Raw genomic sequence first — 16,470 nt, 5'->3', positions numbered from 1 at the left:
CAACTTTTTAATACATCTATTGTCTTATTAATCCTGTGGATGTGACCTGATATGTTCTTTTATTACCTATATATTCCTGTTTTCCATTCTCAAGGTTAGTTAAAGTCGCTCGCGTTTTTTCCTTTGCTGCTTCCCCTTCTATATGAATAAATTCTATATAATCTCCCACTTTTATAGGTAGTGTTTGGGTTTCAGCATTTTGTTGTCTATTTCCTATGATTTCCTTATTGTACATAACGCTACCGGATGAGCTTTGGACCTTAATACTTGCATATGTACTATTAAAGTAAGAATGCGGTACGCCAGCTTCTAATTTGATTTTCAGCTCTTCTGCTGTTTTATTATAATCTACTTTTGCAATCTCTCGATCACTATATCCTTTTAATGACCATGCAAATTGTTTTCCATCTAGAATTGTTGTCTCTGGCATTTTTTCAACTTTCTTTAATCCTTCTTTTGTAACCTGATACCTTGCTGTCTTTCCAATAGTCTCATTTTTGTTATTTTCAAGATTCGTTAATGTTGCGCGTGTCTTTTCCTTTACTGCGTTTCCTTCTATATGAGTTAATTCAATGTAATCCCCCACTTTTATAGACACAGTTTGGCTTTCGGTATTTTGTTGTCTATTCCCCACGATTTCCTTATTGTATAATACGCTACCAGATGAGTTTTGGACCTTAATACTTGCATATGTGCTATTGAAGTAAGAATGCGGTACACCAGCTTCTAATTTGATTTTCAACTCTTCTGCCGATTTATTATAATTTACTTTTGCAATTTCTCGATCACTATATCCTTTTAGGGACCATGCAAATTGATTTCCGTCTAAAATTGTTGTTTCTGGCATTTTTTCTACATTCTTCAAGCCTTCTTTTGTGACTTCATACATTGCTTTTTTTCCAAAGCTTTCTTGTTTACTGTAGTCTACATTTGTGAAAGTAGCTCTATGCACACCTTCTAGATGTGTTAGCTCAATATAATCACCTATTTTGACTGGAACTTTTTGCGATTCAGCATTTTGTTGTTTGTTCCCATAAATATCTTTATTGTATACTACTTTTCCTGATGCATTTTGTACTTTAATACTCGCATATGTTTCATTAAAATAATGATGAGGTACGCCTGCTTTTAAGTCAATTTGCACTTCTTCTGTCGACTTATTGAGATTGATTTTAGCAAACTCGAAATCGCTAATTCCTTTTAGTGACCATGCAAACTGCTTTCCTTCTAAAATATTAGAAGAGTTCGGTATATCTGGATTAAAACCTAAGTTATCTAATATAGATTTTAGATCAGGTAAAACACCTATTCTATCATTCCATGGATCTTGAGATTTTGTTCCTGTATTTGGATTACTTAAGATATTTCTTAATTCGGCTGGTGTATAAGGAGAACCTCGGTGTTCTTTAGCAATACCTTGAATCGAAGTTGCTGCCCCAGCAATAATTGGTGAAGCACTTGATGTTCCACTAAATGTTGATGTATATAAATTTGTATTATTTTGACTTGGATTTGCAGATGTTGTATCAACATTTTCTCCCCATCCATATACATCTAATCGGCTTCCATAATTTGAAAACCATAAACGTTTATGTGGAACAGTTGATGATCCCGTCCCAACCATAATAGCACCTGAATCCTTAAAGTCTGGACTATTTCGATTTAAGATTTTTTTTCCATTACGATCTTTAAAATTATCTAAGTCGTTTGAACCATTTGCGCCAGCTTCTATAATAATAATCCCTTTATCTGTACCAACACGAATCGCATCAAAAATATCTGGATGTACTTCTACAGGTAAATATTTCTCCCCATACCCATCATACGAAGCTTGTGCCTCTAATAAAAGAATATCCCCTGCTTGTAAATTATGTACAGCACTTAAAATGGCATCCGCTGTATTATAAATTCCATTATCCCTGATTTGGGATATTACTTTTACATTTGCTCTTGGTGCAATTCCAATATTTCCAATTTGATTATCTTCGGATGAAACAATTCCTAATACAGAAGTACCATGAGCTCTATGCTGACTTATATTTTGTCCAGACATAAGCTTTATATTTTTATTGACTAAATCCTCATGGTTCAATAACCATCCATATTCCATATCCACAAAAGTAGTACCCTTTCCGTCACCACCTTTAATGCTCCAAGCATGCGAGGCATTAATTCCCTTTGGTGCCGCTTCAAGATATCCTTGATTTTTAAATCTAGGATCATCGTACGGATTAACAGATAAATCTGGTAACTGTTGTATTTCAGGGGGTGTCAAAATTTGTTTTTCTTGTATATAAGCTTCCTCTACAAGAGGTGATGTTTCAAATTTTTTCAGTAATAATTCTATTTCTATGTTATTAGGAGCTTGTACAATATAATAATTTAATAGATTGTTAGCTGATTGATTAGCAAATGATTTAGAGTGTAATGATAACTTTTCAATCTCTATCGGATTTACAGATGAGAACAGGCGATTTAAAGTAAGTTCCGTATTTTCGGAAAATAACTTCTTTAAATTGTTATCATAATTCCCATTTTTTATTCGTTTCTCAATACCATCTTCATAAGGTAAGTCAATTTCATTTTTAAACTTTACAATTAATTGTTCTTCCTGTGAATCTCTTTTATTAGAATCTGTTTCTTTGTATGTGACATTATAAGATTCCGCGTAAACTTTATTATGAATTCTATCATTTTGTAGTATTAGATCTGTTCCTACAAATGTTGTCATTGCAATTGATGAAATTAGAAACCCTTTAAATATGTTCATACTATACCCGCCAATCTATTTTCTCTTGAGCATTTTTTAATGCGTATAATAGTTAAGATTTATATATATTATATAAATCAATAATTTAAGTTTTGTAGTGAAATCTATGACTTTATTAATAATCCCATAGAGGTAACCTGATATATTCTTTTCTTTCCTATATATTCCTGTTTACTATTCTCAAGATTAGTAAGTGTGGCGCGTGTCTTTTCCTTTTGTGCTTCTCCCTCTATATGAGTAAACTCAATATAATCCCCTACTTTGACTGGAACGGTTTGGCTTTCAGCAGCTTGTTGTCTATTTCCTTCAATTGCTTTATTGTACAAAATATTGCCCGATGAGTTTTGAACTTTAATGCTTGCATACGTATCAGTAAAATAGGAATGGGGTACTCCCGCTTCTAATTTAATCTGCATTTTTTCTGTTGCTTTGTTATAATCTACTTTTGCGATTTCTCGATCATTATATCCCTTTAAAGACCATGCAAATTGATTTCCATCTAAAACTGTTGTTTCTGGCATTTTCTCTACTTTCTTCAGGCCTCCTTTTGTAACTTGATACCTTGCTGTCTTTCCAATGGTTTCATTTTTTTTATTTTCAAGGTTAGTTAAAGTTGCTCGCGTTTTCTCCTTTGTTGCTTCTCCTTCTATATGGGTAAATTCAATGTAATCCCCTACCTTGACGGGCACAGTTTGGCTTTCAGCATTTTGTTGTTTATTTCCCACGATTTCTTTATTGTACAGAACATTTCCAGAAGAATTCTGGACCTTAATACTCGCATACGTACTAGCAAAGTAGGAATGTGGTACACCTGCTTCTAGTTTTATCTTCATCTCTTCTGCCGTTTTATCGTAATCTACTTTTGCAATTTCTCTATCACTATATCCTTTTAATGACCATGCAAATTGATTTCCATCTAAAACTGTTGCTTCTGGCATTTTTTCTACTTTCTTCAGACCTTCTTTTGTAACTTCGTATATGGCTTTTTTTCCAAAGCTCTCTTGCTTACTATTATCGACATTTGTGAAAGTAGCTCTATGCACACCTTCTAAATGTGTTAACTCGATATAATCTCCTACTTTGACTGGTACCTTTTGTGATTCAGCATTTTGCTGTTTGTTTCCATAAATCTCTTTGTTATAGATCACTTTACCTGATGTATTTTGCACTTTAATACTTGCATATGTACTATTAAAGTAGTCATGTGGTACACCTGCTTTTAGATCAATTTGCATTTCTTCTGTTGATTTATTTAAATTTACTTTCGCAAATTCAAAGTCTCCAATCCCTTTCAGCGACCATGCAAATTCGTTACCTTCAAAAATGTTTGGAGATTCATTTTTGATTTGTACCTTTTTCTCAACAGTTTGATCAAATAAATCCGTTAATACAATTTTTGCATAAGCATTTGTTGATAATGATATAGATTGACTGATCCCATTTTGATAAGATTTAATATCATCAATTACGTTAATAGGTTGGCCCGTCATATTTTCATTGTTATAAATTTCAATTTTCCCCTTAAATTGCGGTGTACTATTTTCTTTTAGTTTCCAAGATACATTTAATTTTTCATTTTCATAATATATAGATTGGATATCAAAATCTAGTTTTCCTATTTCAGGTTGAGTAGGTTGATTTAGCGTGAATATTTTTCCTGATCCAATGGTAGACTGCGTATTACCTCCTGCTTTGACCCATACATATTCTGAAGTGGCTCCTCCATCATATTGATAAGTATTATCATGCGTCCCTGAAATATTTTGATTATTCCAGGAATTCCATTGTTTATCTACTAACTTTCGGCTATAACCATTTTTCAGGCGCGCTTCTCGAACATTCTGTCCACTATCAGCCCAGTCTTCTTGAAACATTCCTAATCCATGATTAAATGCAACATTAGCAACAGGAAAATCCATAATTGCAATTTGATGCCATTTATTATTTGTTACATCTTTCAGCCATTGTCCAAATTTAGTATGACCATTTTCTTGCCATGAACGCATTGTCATTCTGTACCAATTGTAGTCTTTCCAACCATAAGTTGTTTGAACCTTCATTCCTGTTCCTTCTCCTCCAAAGGGTCCAGCTTGAGAATTCGGAGATAAGTATTCGGCCTTTATTGCTTCTTTAGAGGAAATTGGATCCCATAAAGCAAAATGTAAAGTACGTTTTCCATTTTCATCAAACCCACTTTGTTGTTGAAAACCAGCATATCCTCCAGCTTCACCACCTGCATTCCAGTTGTGTACAGCCCAGTACGTATAAGGCGGAGTCTGAACTGGTGACCAGTCTATACTAATAATATCTGAGGCAGGTATATTTTGGGGACTGACATAAACTGCTGGAGCAGCTGAATGTGTTGCAGCTTTAGTGTGCGAAATAGACGTTCCAAACATAGAAAACATGCTACATGCTGCGGTAATTATAATAACTTTATTAAATCTTTTCTTTTCTTTCTGAATAATCACTAATCTTCTTCCTTTTCTAATTTTAATTTTTGAATAATAACTTAATAGAGAAATCTATCAAAATTCAAGCAACATCCAGTAATTCTTTAAAATACTGCCCCAATTTATGTTTTTCTATCTTCACATCTGATTCTTACATATTACTTGATTGTAAGTGGATTCCATAACGATACTGCAAATATCCAATTCGGGTCACCATTTCCTTGATGATTTTGAACAGCTTCATACACTTTCCCTTGATGTTCTACTTTGTCTCCCTTTGTATACGCCTTCTTTGGATCCCATTTCTCATAAGATGCATTTTGATCTTTTGTTTTTACCGGAAGAATGTTACTTTGAATTGATGTATTTCCAGCTGCATCTACGGCCTTCACTGCATATTTATATTCCTTATTAATTGTTAAGTTTTGATCAGTAAACGTCGTTCCTTGTACTGTTTGAATCAATTGTCCATCACGTAATACCTGATATTCTTTTACACCTACATTATCTGTAGAAGGATTCCATTTTAGCTCTACACTGTTAGAAGTAAGGTTGCTTGCATATAATTCTTGTGGCTGTGTCGGAGCCTCTGTATCTGGTTTCGGATTAACAATTTGATTTACTGTTTTCAGGCCATCCTTTGTAACTTCGTATATGGCTTTTTTTCCAAAGCTCTCTTGTTTACTATTATCGACATTCATGAAAGTTGCTCTATGCACACCTTCTAGATGTGTTAACTCAATATAATCTCCTACTTTGACTGGAACTTTTTGCAGTTCAGCATTTTGTTGTTTGTTTCCATAAATGTCTTTCTTATATACTACTTTTCCTGATGCATTTTGTACTTTAATACTCGCATATGTTTCATTAAAATAATGATGCGGTATGCCTTCTTTTAAGTCGATTTGCATTTCTTCTGTCGACTTATTGAAATTGACTTTAGCAAACTCAAAATCACTAATTCCTTTTAATGACCATGCAAACTGTCTTCCTTCTAAAATATTATTTCCATTAGGCATATCTGGTTTAATTGGATTAGAATCCGTACCCTTCCAAATTTCTGCTGTTAAAATTGGATATCCTAATGCAGTCACTTTTTGAATGGTATCGTTATTTGGACGTAATCCCCACTTCTCAAAGAAAGGAATCAAATTTTGTCTGGCTACTTTTGATGCTGAAATCATAAATAATTGTTTTTTATTTTCATCAGTTTGTGGAATTTCATTTGAAGGCATGTCTCTATACAATTGATGCAATTTAGGATAGAAATCCTCTCCATATGCTAACTGTAGTTGCCAAAGCATAACAAGCTTAACAAAAACATCACTAATTTCATCATAATTTTTATTCGTTTGTTCTAGATATTGAAACGCTTTTGGATAAATTCCACTTTTCTCTAAATTGGATGGTTGATTAAATGCTTTTTCTACAGAAAGGCTGTATATATTATTTTGTACTTCTGTCATATTATAAAACTTCCAGGGCGATTGTTGTCTCAAATGTCCTGCCTCGTGCCATGGACCCCAGCCATCTTTTACAAATTTATCAATATCTAACACGTATTGAATTGCATCTCCTACATATGCAGTTCGATAAGAAGTTGCATACATATAATAATCAGGAGAATGATTTTCCTCTACGTAATGAACATAATGTTTATCTACTTGTTCTTCGGATAATCCAGCTACTTTGTCTTGAATTCGAGTAGCTTCATCCATCTTTTTTAAGAGTTGTACAGGATCTGTATTAGAACCCAACAAATATTTCTTAACACGTGCAGGGCTGGCTGTAATTAATACACGTTCTCCTTTTAACTCCACTGCGTGTGCATTAGGATATTGGTCCAGCATGTTTATTAGACCTTGTTTCGTATGCTTTCCTAATTCAAAGAAAGGCGTAGTCGTTCCACCTGTTGTGACTGTTGTTCGAATGGTGCCACCTTGTTGTTTATTATAAAAATAAATCATCCCCCCATTTGGAGATTGAATCGTGTTTATACCAGGTTTTAATGTAAATGATTTTATTTTAGAATCTTCTCTCCAAGAAGCATCATACGAATACGTTCCAATATATACCTGAATATCTTGATCACCTTCTACATTAATCGTTATTTGTTCATTTGGTTTTGCATATAAACCAGTGGGTTCATATGGGCTAAATGCCATATTTTTTCTTTCCTGTTGTTTCAGTCCCTCGACATCCCCTTTCCCTGGGACTGTATACGTTCTATTTTCTGATTTAACTGAATTTTCACCTTGCAGTGATGTCGATAAATTTTTTTGCTGCTGCGTTTCCTCTGCAAAGACATCTGGTGAAGAAGCCATTCCAGAAGCAAATATAGTTAATGTTGCAGTAGCTACAAGTATTCTTTTGGTTTTATGCTTTGATCTATTCCCCATAGTATCTCCCTCTCATTTCCTTGATAAATTTAAAAGTTTTCATTTCTTTAGCATGTGTTTACATGCAAAAACAGTTCATGAACTTGTATTTATTACTTTTTACATAGCCCTCCCTTCACTCTATTTATAATTATATTTAGATGTTATTTTATGACACATATAAATACAACTTTATAAAATATCTATCAAAAACGTGTATTTATGTTTTAATCTAGTATTCCTAACTGTCTTACAAATCAAATAAATTACACAAAGGTAGTCATTTCGTGTGAATAATACATTAAATCTAATTAATTATAGAGTAATAATTCACAAAAAATTAATATTATGTAAAATTCAAGAAAGTAAATAGTTATAGGCGGATTTGTCATATATACATTGACACCGCTAAGTCATTTACTGCCATCAGAATACTTCATTCTTTTTTCTCTTATAGTTTAAGTTTTTAAGTTATTGGGAGATAAAAGCGTCATCTTTTCCTAGGGTTCCACAGAAAAGATAGCGTAGTTTTTATATTTTATCATTTTAGCAAAGAAGACTCCTTCCTCAAGGAACGTGAAGTGAGTAGGTGGGAGATGAATTAGCTAAAATGATAAATGTGATTTGTAGCATACATCTGCCACAATTTAAACCATAACTTTCCCCGGAACGTTAAATATAAATAACTATAAATAAACATTGAAAAATAGTTGTAGTATACAGAGTGAATAAAGTTGTTTCATTTCAGATGTACAAAGATAATAATGTTGTTTAATTTTGAGGTGAAAAACTAAGAACTATGCTAAAATTCGTATGTAGTATGGTTGTTTATAATCGAAATGTTCTTTTAAATCAATATTTAGATTCGAGGAGGAAGTATGTGATCCAGTTAATAATTATTTGACCACATAAAACCATTCCTATTATTTGTGCAATCTCAGGCATATCCATAACATTGAATAAAATAATTGCGAATCCCTCCACAAGAATAGAATAATAAAAGGTATGAGAGCGAGCTCTATTCGCAACATAGTGATTACGCTCATCATTATGTTTTACCATCAATTTTTTTGCATACTCGGCATCGTTCTTAAAACGCCCAATCTGAACTAAACGTATAATCGAAATAATGACAAAAACAATCCCCATCCCACTCCAAAAGCTATCTATCACTTCAAAAGACTCAGCTGATATATACAAAGTAATTCCTATAAATAAGAGTGTCACATACCATATTATTCTACTTTTCACATTTTGCATTTTTAGCTCTCCCTTATTCTTCTTCAAAAATATTTTCCCTGGTCCAACTTGAAAGTTAAGAAATTCTCCACTGTGCAGATCATATTCTAATTGAATTTTGATTCCAGCTGTTTGGGCACATCCTCCAGAGCCTGGATATACATTCTCTAAAGCATTTGGCACTTGAAATACGGTGGCATCTAGGATATGGACTCGTTGAAAATAAGAGAAGAAATGGTTAGAAATTTGTGTTTGTTCACATATCTTTTGTTCTAACAGTAAAGAAAAAATATGTTTTAAAAACAAAACTGCTTTAGCATTTAAACGTTTATTTAAGCCCTCAGGACTAAGTAAAGTGCCTGTCGCTGCATGAAGCCTACTACATAATCGAACCAAGGAATCACTTGCCACCCGTTGACTAATCCAAATGCAAATAGCAGCTAAGTTTGATCCAGAAAACTTACGTTTTCGCTTTATAAATCCTATTCCACTTGCAAGTTCTTCTAAGAATACAGGTGTAACATATCGTTGTAATTCTTCTGCAAATGGTAGTAATTCATCTTGAATCGAGAGATTCATAAGAAAACATCATCCTTTCTAATTTAGCTTGTTTAGAAAGGATAACGCTTTTTGATATTTGAGGGTATTAAAATCTCCTGAGTTGATGGTTATGTATGGTGACCCCATAGCCAAAGAAGTAAGAAGATATTTAGAAGTGCATCAAATTTTGAGGAAGTGCTTGTGAACCGTATCATAAATAAATGAGGTTTTGTATGTTCGATTTTTAAATAATACCCAAGAAGGAGTGGGTTGCAGTTATAGTAATACTCTATTTTTTGTATTTCTATAATAGATATTTTTTTAAAAAAACAGAATTATCTTGACAGTTATTGAATGGATTGATAAGGTTATAAAAAAATATTTCTTATCCAGAGAGGTGGAGGGACTGGCCTTATGAAACCTCAGCAACAGGTCTGCTTAAGTAGACACTGTGCTAATTCCAGCGGGTGATAATCCTGATAGATGAGAGCTTCCGTTTTTATTTGTCAGTAGCGCCCTCTTTTTTAGAGTGCGTTTTTGTTTTTTCTGGATAGTAACTAAAGGAGAGTAGAAATGGAGAACAAAAATGGGCAAGAATTTCAAAGGAAAATGCAAGCACGTCATTTAGTCATGCTATCACTTGGTGGCGTGATTGGAACTGGCTTATTCTTAAGCCCAGGTTACACTATTCAACAAGCTGGCCCGTTTGGAACAATTCTATCCTATCTGATTGGTGCGCTAGTGGTTTATCTAGTTATGCTATGTTTAGGAGAGCTTTCCGTACATATGCCTGAAACGGGCGCATTTCATAGTTATGCAGTTAAATACATTGGACCGGGTACAGGGTATACAGTAGCCTGGTTGTATTGGTTAACTTGGACTGTTGCTTTAGGTTCTGAATTTACAGCTGCAGGATTACTTATGAAGCGATGGTTTCCATCGATTAATGTTTGGGTATGGAGTGCTCTTTTTGCCATTTTGATCTTTTTATTAAATGTCCTGACTGTTAAATTTTTCGCCGAATCCGAATTTTGGTTTTCATTGATAAAGGTTATAGCTATTGTGATTTTTATTGTTTTAGGAGTAGCGGCAATGCTAGGGTTTCTTCCGATGACTCATTCAAAAGCAGCACCATTCTTTTCTAATTTTACAAGTGGAGGTTTATTTCCTCATGGTGCTACGGCCATTATAATGACCATGCTTGCGGTTAATTTTGCTTTTTCGGGAACAGAATTAATAGGCATTGCAGCTGGAGAAACAGCGAACCCGGAAAAAATGATACCGAAGGCTATTCGAACTACTCTGTGGAGATTGATCATCTTTTTTGTAGGAACGATCGTTGTTTTATCTGCGTTATTGCCTATTTCCGATGCAGGGATATTAGAGAGCCCTTTTGTTGCAGTTCTAGAACGAATTGGGGTGCCATATTCAGCTGACATAATGAATTTCGTTATCTTAACAGCCATTTTATCTGCGGCAAACTCAGGCCTTTATGCCTCTTCTAGAATGCTTTGGTCGCTTGCTAATAAGAATACGATATCCCCGATTTTTGGAAAAATGACGAAGCAAGGTGTTCCAATCAACGCCGTCATTTTCAGCATGGTGGGTGGAGCTTTGGCTTTGCTCTCAAGTATTGTGGCACCAGATACTGTCTATATCGTACTTGTTTCCATTTCCGGTCTAGCAGTAGTTGTAGTTTGGATGAGTATTAGTGCTTCCCAGTTCCTATTTCGCAGACAATTTTTGAAAGAAGGAAATTCTGAAAAGGACTTAATTTATCGCACACCACTATATCCATTAGTACCAATTGCTTCTTTTATCCTTTGTCTGGCATCGTGTATTGGAATTGCATTCGATCCAACACAGAGAATTGCCTTATATTGTGGCATACCGTTTATTTTGTTTTGCTATGGAAGTTATTATCTAACAAAAAATCTAAAAAAGAGGGGCGTAGATTATGTCGAACAAAATCAACCCAATTGATGCTATTTTATCCCAACATTCCATTATGCTTCTTGACGGAGCATTAGCTACAGAATTGGAGGCGCATGGATGTAATTTGGACGATCCCCTTTGGTCGGCACGTGTGTTACTAGAAAATCCGGAACTAATTTATCAGGTTCATTTGGACTATTTTCGTGCTGGAGCGGACTGTGCCATAACAGCAAGCTATCAAGCTACTATTAGTAGTTTTTCCGCGCGTGGAATACAAGAACAGGAAGCTTTGGAATTAATTAAGAAAACGGTGTTACTTGCAAGAAGGGCAAGAGATGATTTTTGGAAGGAAAATACGCAAACGAATAGGCCTAAACCATTGGTTGTTGCATCAGTTGGGCCGTACGGGGCTTACCTTGCAGATGGTTCAGAGTATGTAGGCAACTATGGTGTGACAGATAAAACATTAGCAGACTTTCACCGTTCGAGAATGTCAGCGTTAATCGAAGCTGGTGCAGATCTATTGGCATTTGAAACAATCCCTTCCCTGCAAGAAGCAAGAGTATTAGATACATTATTGCGTGAGTTTCCAGAAACATATGCGTGGCTTTCCTTTTCGCTAAAAAATGAGAAAGAGATTAGTGAAGGTATGAAACTCGTGGAGTGTGCACGAGCTTTTGAGAAAAGTGAACAAATTGTAGCGATAGGCATCAATTGTGCGCCAGTAACCGTTGTGACTGGTGCAATCCAAGAGTTGAGGGCAAACACAAAAAAACAGATTATTGTTTATCCAAACTCTGGTGAAACTTATAATCCAGAAACAAAAACATGGCATGGTCATGAACAATGTAACTCGTTGGATATTCAATCTGAAGAATGGTACCAAGCAGGTGCACGTTTAATAGGTGGATGCTGCAGAACGACACCTTATCACATTGAGGAGATATCAAACAAGTGGCGTTCTTCCGAGTTTTTCTATTCGAACGAAGCAAAACAGTAATTTAATGGATGATAATCTATCTTTGTGTGTATTTTCATGATTTTGCTTGTTCAGGAATCTACAGTTACGTCTAGTGGCACAAAATGTCTTTTCAGAGACACAAATGTGGATGGTAGCCTCGGGAATCCAGTGAACTTTTGGGTACCTTAGGTATGGAAAGGAATCAGGGAAAATAAAAACCGCTAGTTTAATAGATATGGTAGACAACATGCTGAATCTTTTAATGAATATGTAGTTGATCCAATTGAAGGTGAAGGGGACCATTTATTCGTAATTAAAGTTAACGAAGAGATTAATTTAGTTATTCAAAAAATAGTTCAATAACTATATGAAAATTTGTTGTGATAAAAATCCTTATTGTAGTAGTAAATGTGGTCATATTGTTGTAAAAAAGGATAGATGTAAACAGGTATACTCTCCTGTTCATCTATCCTTTTTTACCTTATAAAATGTGTGACATTATATTCAATCGCATAAATATAGGATTTCATTACTATTGCCTTGACTCTTAATAAAACGATAGGGTTTATTTGGTATGCGTATTATTAAGAATATGCTTCTATTTTAGGAATGCTTTACCCCACAAAATGAAAGTACACTTTGTTTCCATTCTTAAGTTGATGGGTATTGGGTACCGCCACATCGCTATTTCCTCCAATTCGCAATATGTTTGCGGTATCCTTGCTCAAATCATAATAAATATCATATATCTAGCAGCTTAACTCTTTTAATATAATACTTAAAAATGGATATGCTTAATTGCATATCCACTATCAAGATAGTATACACTTTCCTTATACATACTTTCTTCCTATTTATATACTTACCTTCGCTTCTCCAACATCCTGTTTTTTAATTAAATCTAAGTAAAAATGTGAGACAGTTGTGTTGTAATAAGGAGAAATGAAAATAAATGATAGATTAAATGTAAACATTCCTATAAATGCGGCTAATAAAAACCAACCAATAAATGATAACCAAAGAACAAATAACTTTAACTTTTGTCCTTTCATTATTCTTTTACTCTCCCTCAATGCTTCACTTGCTGTATAATCAGGATTCTCTATTAATATGTAATACGACATGGAATAAGAAAAATATTTAATAATACCTGGAACAATTAATAATAGACTCCATAAAAAAAGAAAAACAGCCTGCAACAGACCCAATTTTATTGAATTAAACAAATTGTTCTTCTTAAACCCCAAAAATACATCATCTACTTTAGCATCTTCTTTTTTCCCTAAGTGTAAAGTAAAAACAGAATATCCATAATTGAAGATACCTTGTATGAGACTATAAATTAGGAAACAAACCCCACCTAAACCAATATAACTTAGAATAAGTACAGCAAGTGCTGTTGGATCTACTTGTGGTTCCCCACCAATTGAATAAATAAATAATGCATCAGGGCCAATTATCCCGATAAACAGTACAAATATTAAATACATAAAAGTGGCGATTGCTGATGCACTTAAGGTTGGTACAAAATAGAATAAAGCTGATACTCCTATACCTACTCCCCATTTCCCATCTAACGAATTAAGTGCTGCTTTCTTAAAATTTCTTGTCATACTTGTATTCCCTCCTTTTTTCTTATTTTACCTTACTAAAAACATAAAAGAACTTGTAGCAGGCCCCGCTACAAGTTCTTTTAGCCAAATACTTTAGCTCATCAAAAAAATATTTATTCTGCACAATCGGGGGTAATTCCTAAAATATGGTTTGTTAACATCATTATATAACATAATTAAGAATTTTTGTTAAAAATTCTATATATTTAGACAAATAATTCTCCACTTTTTTACTTATTTTTTATTTTCATGTAGTTTTATCTATTGACAATAAGTAAAAAATCTCTGCACTATTTCAATCAAAAGTTTATTTAATAAACATGAAAAGACCACCTATAAAATTTAACAGGTGATCTTTTTTGTGATTTTGCACTTGTGCACTACTTTAAAAATATATCATAAGTTCATCTTTTTTGTTAAATATTTAATTCTATTAATTCTACAACAACAATTCTGGGAACTTAAAGTAATACTGCAACCATATAAACACTTCGATTATCAAATCACCCCTTATTTCTTAAATAAAGGTGCTATTCTATCAATGCGATTTGTCCAAATTCCACCTGTATATTCCTCAGGAAGACGTTTTATATCTTCAGGTGAGTCAAATCCACTTGAAAATCCAAATCCATTTCCTCCTACAATGATAACTCGAGTATCCGCTTTATCCATTCGATTAAGAAAACGATTTGGCCATCCCCAAAGCCAAGGAGCTACTTTATCTGGTATATGCAACTCACCATGCTTCAGGCTTGAAGGCATGTAACCAGTCCATCCTAACGCAATATAAGTAAGAAGATCCTTTTTCATAGTTGCTTTTGACATTGTTCGTGAACTAGGGATACGCTCTTCGATCGCAGCTATTGGTTTATCGCCACCATATACAGTTAGTTGCTCAAGGCGTTTTGCTGGTAGTTTCTTGAGATAATCAGCCAATTGGATTCCTTCATTTTCATCATCACTTTTGATATGAATAAGAAAAGAACGATTTGGAAAATGGTTAAGTACTTCATCGAGTGTTGGCATAAGATTAATCCCTTTACCACGGAACGGGAATGTTTTCCCCCCATCAGCTGTATAACCGTATCCAATATCAAGTGCTTGTAATTCTTTTGTTGTAAAATCTCTTGTAACACCTTTACCATTAGTACGGCAATCAAGAGTCCAATCATGGAAAATAACAAAATTATTATCTTTAGTAGGTTGAACATCAAACTCTACTAGATCAGCTCCAGCTTTAAATGCCGCTTCCATAGATGGAATTGTATTTTCTAAATAAGGATGTTCAGGTTTATTTATGCGTTCTGCTGTACATGTATCACCCTCAATCCCTTCCATGCTAAATGTTTGTGAAAGTCCTCGGTGAGCAAGAAGAATAGGAGCCCCCTCATCCCTCTTAGCAAAAAAAGAACTGTTATTTACATAAACAAATACGAATAGGATAAGAATTATCCAAGTCATTTTACGTTTCAGTAACCTTTTTATTTTAATCATTGTATTCTCCTCTTAACTATTTGTTGAAATGATTTAAACAACGTTTGTCATTTAAATACTGGTAAATGTTACAACCTATCTTATTACATTGCAATAGATATCATTGGAAATTAAAGATTCGTACTTTGATATAAAGCGGGAGAGATAGAAAATTAATATAAATATGTTGCTACGCTTTTTCTATTAGGTAATTGTATGTCTTATGCATTGATTTGAAAAAAATCGTAGTGTTTCCCTCTCTTTCAATTAATGAAATTCAATTGATTTTTAATGAGACTATTAAAAAAATGTTTTTTTATTTGCTCTGACATATGGATAGAAGTGTTTTCAAACAACATTATTTTAAAGCATTCATTTATTTGGAACAAAACAAAATATTTTATGTATTATGTGAAGAACAAAAATTTTTAATTAAAAACAAGGGAGGAATAAGAATGAAAAAATTTAAAATAAGTATGATGGCATTCGTAACGACGTTGTTAGTATTGTTGGTCCCTTCTTCTACATTTGCAAACACAATAGAGCCTTTTAGTTCTGGATGGGATTACTTAGGAGAACAAACGCTATATTCTAATGGTGCTGAAAGTGATGTATATGCTTCTACTGGTGGAGATTATAAGATTTGTCGAGCTGCTGAAGTAGGTTCAACTAGTAAGTTAAAGGTTGAATTATGGGAGTACGATCCTGATAGCTATAATGATTATGTAGGAGTACGATATTTAGGCCCCGGTAAATGTGGAGTTTTTAGAAATATTGGTGGCTTTGTGGATGGAGGAAATGAAGCGGAATTTTTTGCGAAATCAAGATCTAGCAGTAAGATGCATTTAATCTTTTTTGATTAATTCATTAACAAACTGTTGCGCTTATTCTTTCGTTGCTGCCTTCTTTTTCTTCAATATATGTCTTTGCACCTTTGCAGCAAGCTTTATCCTGTACTATGTTGTTGAACTCCTAATTGGGCTTCTTTGCCATCCCCCAATTCTATGTGTAAACGTAAAAAGACCGCCTATTGATATTATCCCCTTTAGGTAGACAGTGTGAAAAAGACCATGTATACACATGGATGTTACACTATTACTTGGAGGGG

Annotated in this window: 8 protein-coding genes, 1 pseudogene and 1 riboswitch; of the genes and pseudogenes, 3 read left to right on the top strand and 6 right to left on the bottom strand. The window is 33.9% G+C overall.

Annotated features, from left to right (window positions below):
* Positions 1-16: 16 nt before the first annotated feature.
* The 4 genes and pseudogenes from JDS82_RS18480 to JDS82_RS18465 form a co-directional block, all read right to left on the bottom strand.
* The gene (locus JDS82_RS18480; RefSeq protein WP_199713691.1) at positions 17-2,770 is read right to left on the bottom strand and encodes a putative mucin/carbohydrate-binding domain-containing protein; all 2,754 of its coding nucleotides are present in this window, start codon (positions 2,768-2,770) and stop codon (positions 17-19) included.
* A 104-nt stretch (positions 2,771-2,874) separates the two neighbouring features.
* Positions 2,875-5,241, bottom strand: coding sequence for a putative mucin/carbohydrate-binding domain-containing protein (locus JDS82_RS18475; protein WP_199713690.1), 2,367 nt, complete (start codon positions 5,239-5,241; stop codon positions 2,875-2,877).
* Between the two features lie 140 nt (positions 5,242-5,381).
* Complete coding sequence (locus JDS82_RS18470) at positions 5,382-7,622, bottom strand: M60 family metallopeptidase (RefSeq protein WP_199713689.1); 2,241 nt, start codon at positions 7,620-7,622, stop codon at positions 5,382-5,384.
* 1,272 nt (positions 7,623-8,894) lie between these two features.
* A pseudogene (locus JDS82_RS18465) lies at positions 8,895-9,419 on the bottom strand (IS4 family transposase); the annotation flags it as partial.
* Positions 9,420-9,762: 343 nt separating this feature from the next.
* Positions 9,763-9,870, top strand: a riboswitch (SAM riboswitch).
* A gap of 83 nt (positions 9,871-9,953) precedes the next feature.
* Here JDS82_RS18465 and mmuP point away from each other — a divergent pair.
* Positions 9,954-11,363 carry an S-methylmethionine permease gene (gene mmuP, locus JDS82_RS18460; RefSeq protein WP_199713688.1) on the top strand — a complete coding sequence of 470 codons (1,410 nt, stop codon included), beginning with the start codon at positions 9,954-9,956 and terminating at the stop codon, positions 11,361-11,363.
* Positions 11,338-12,315: a homocysteine S-methyltransferase gene (mmuM, locus tag JDS82_RS18455; protein WP_088081602.1), complete on the top strand. Its 978-nt coding sequence runs from the start codon at positions 11,338-11,340 to the stop codon at positions 12,313-12,315. Before mmuP ends, mmuM begins: the two co-directional genes overlap by 26 nt.
* An 815-nt stretch (positions 12,316-13,130) precedes the next feature.
* On the opposite strand, the gene JDS82_RS18450 is transcribed toward mmuM, so the two are convergent.
* Positions 13,131-13,889, bottom strand: a complete 759-nt coding sequence (locus JDS82_RS18450) for a DUF975 family protein (protein ID WP_098909627.1) — start codon at positions 13,887-13,889, stop codon at positions 13,131-13,133.
* A gap of 510 nt (positions 13,890-14,399) precedes the next feature.
* Positions 14,400-15,383 (bottom strand): glycerophosphodiester phosphodiesterase family protein, encoded by a 984-nt coding sequence (locus JDS82_RS18445; protein ID WP_199713687.1) that lies wholly within the window; start codon positions 15,381-15,383, stop codon positions 14,400-14,402.
* 434 nt (positions 15,384-15,817) lie between these two features.
* On the opposite strand from JDS82_RS18445, the gene JDS82_RS18440 reads away from it, so the two are divergent.
* A complete protein-coding gene (locus JDS82_RS18440) occupies positions 15,818-16,225 on the top strand; it encodes a hypothetical protein (RefSeq protein ID WP_088081599.1) in 408 nt (135 codons plus the stop codon).
* The last annotated feature ends 245 nt before the right edge of the window (positions 16,226-16,470 follow it).

This window comes from Bacillus cereus group sp. N14, assembly GCF_016483555.1.
GTDB classification, from domain to species: Bacteria; Bacillota; Bacilli; order Bacillales; family Bacillaceae_G; genus Bacillus_A; species Bacillus_A wiedmannii.
Note: the sequence above shows the minus strand (reverse complement) of the source record. Positions and strands in the feature narration are given on the sequence as shown.

Coding starts and splice junctions, on each gene's coding strand:
- JDS82_RS18440 (WP_088081599.1), top strand. CDS start 15,818: ATGAAAAAATTTAAAATAAGTATGATGGCATTCGTAACGACGTTGTTA.
- JDS82_RS18445 (WP_199713687.1), bottom strand. CDS start 15,383: ATGATTAAAATAAAAAGGTTACTGAAACGTAAAATGACTTGGATAATT.
- mmuP (WP_199713688.1), top strand. CDS start 9,954: ATGGAGAACAAAAATGGGCAAGAATTTCAAAGGAAAATGCAAGCACGT.
- JDS82_RS18470 (WP_199713689.1), bottom strand. CDS start 7,622: ATGGGGAATAGATCAAAGCATAAAACCAAAAGAATACTTGTAGCTACT.
- mmuM (WP_088081602.1), top strand. CDS start 11,338: ATGTCGAACAAAATCAACCCAATTGATGCTATTTTATCCCAACATTCC.
- JDS82_RS18480 (WP_199713691.1), bottom strand. CDS start 2,770: ATGAACATATTTAAAGGGTTTCTAATTTCATCAATTGCAATGACAACA.
- JDS82_RS18450 (WP_098909627.1), bottom strand. CDS start 13,889: ATGACAAGAAATTTTAAGAAAGCAGCACTTAATTCGTTAGATGGGAAA.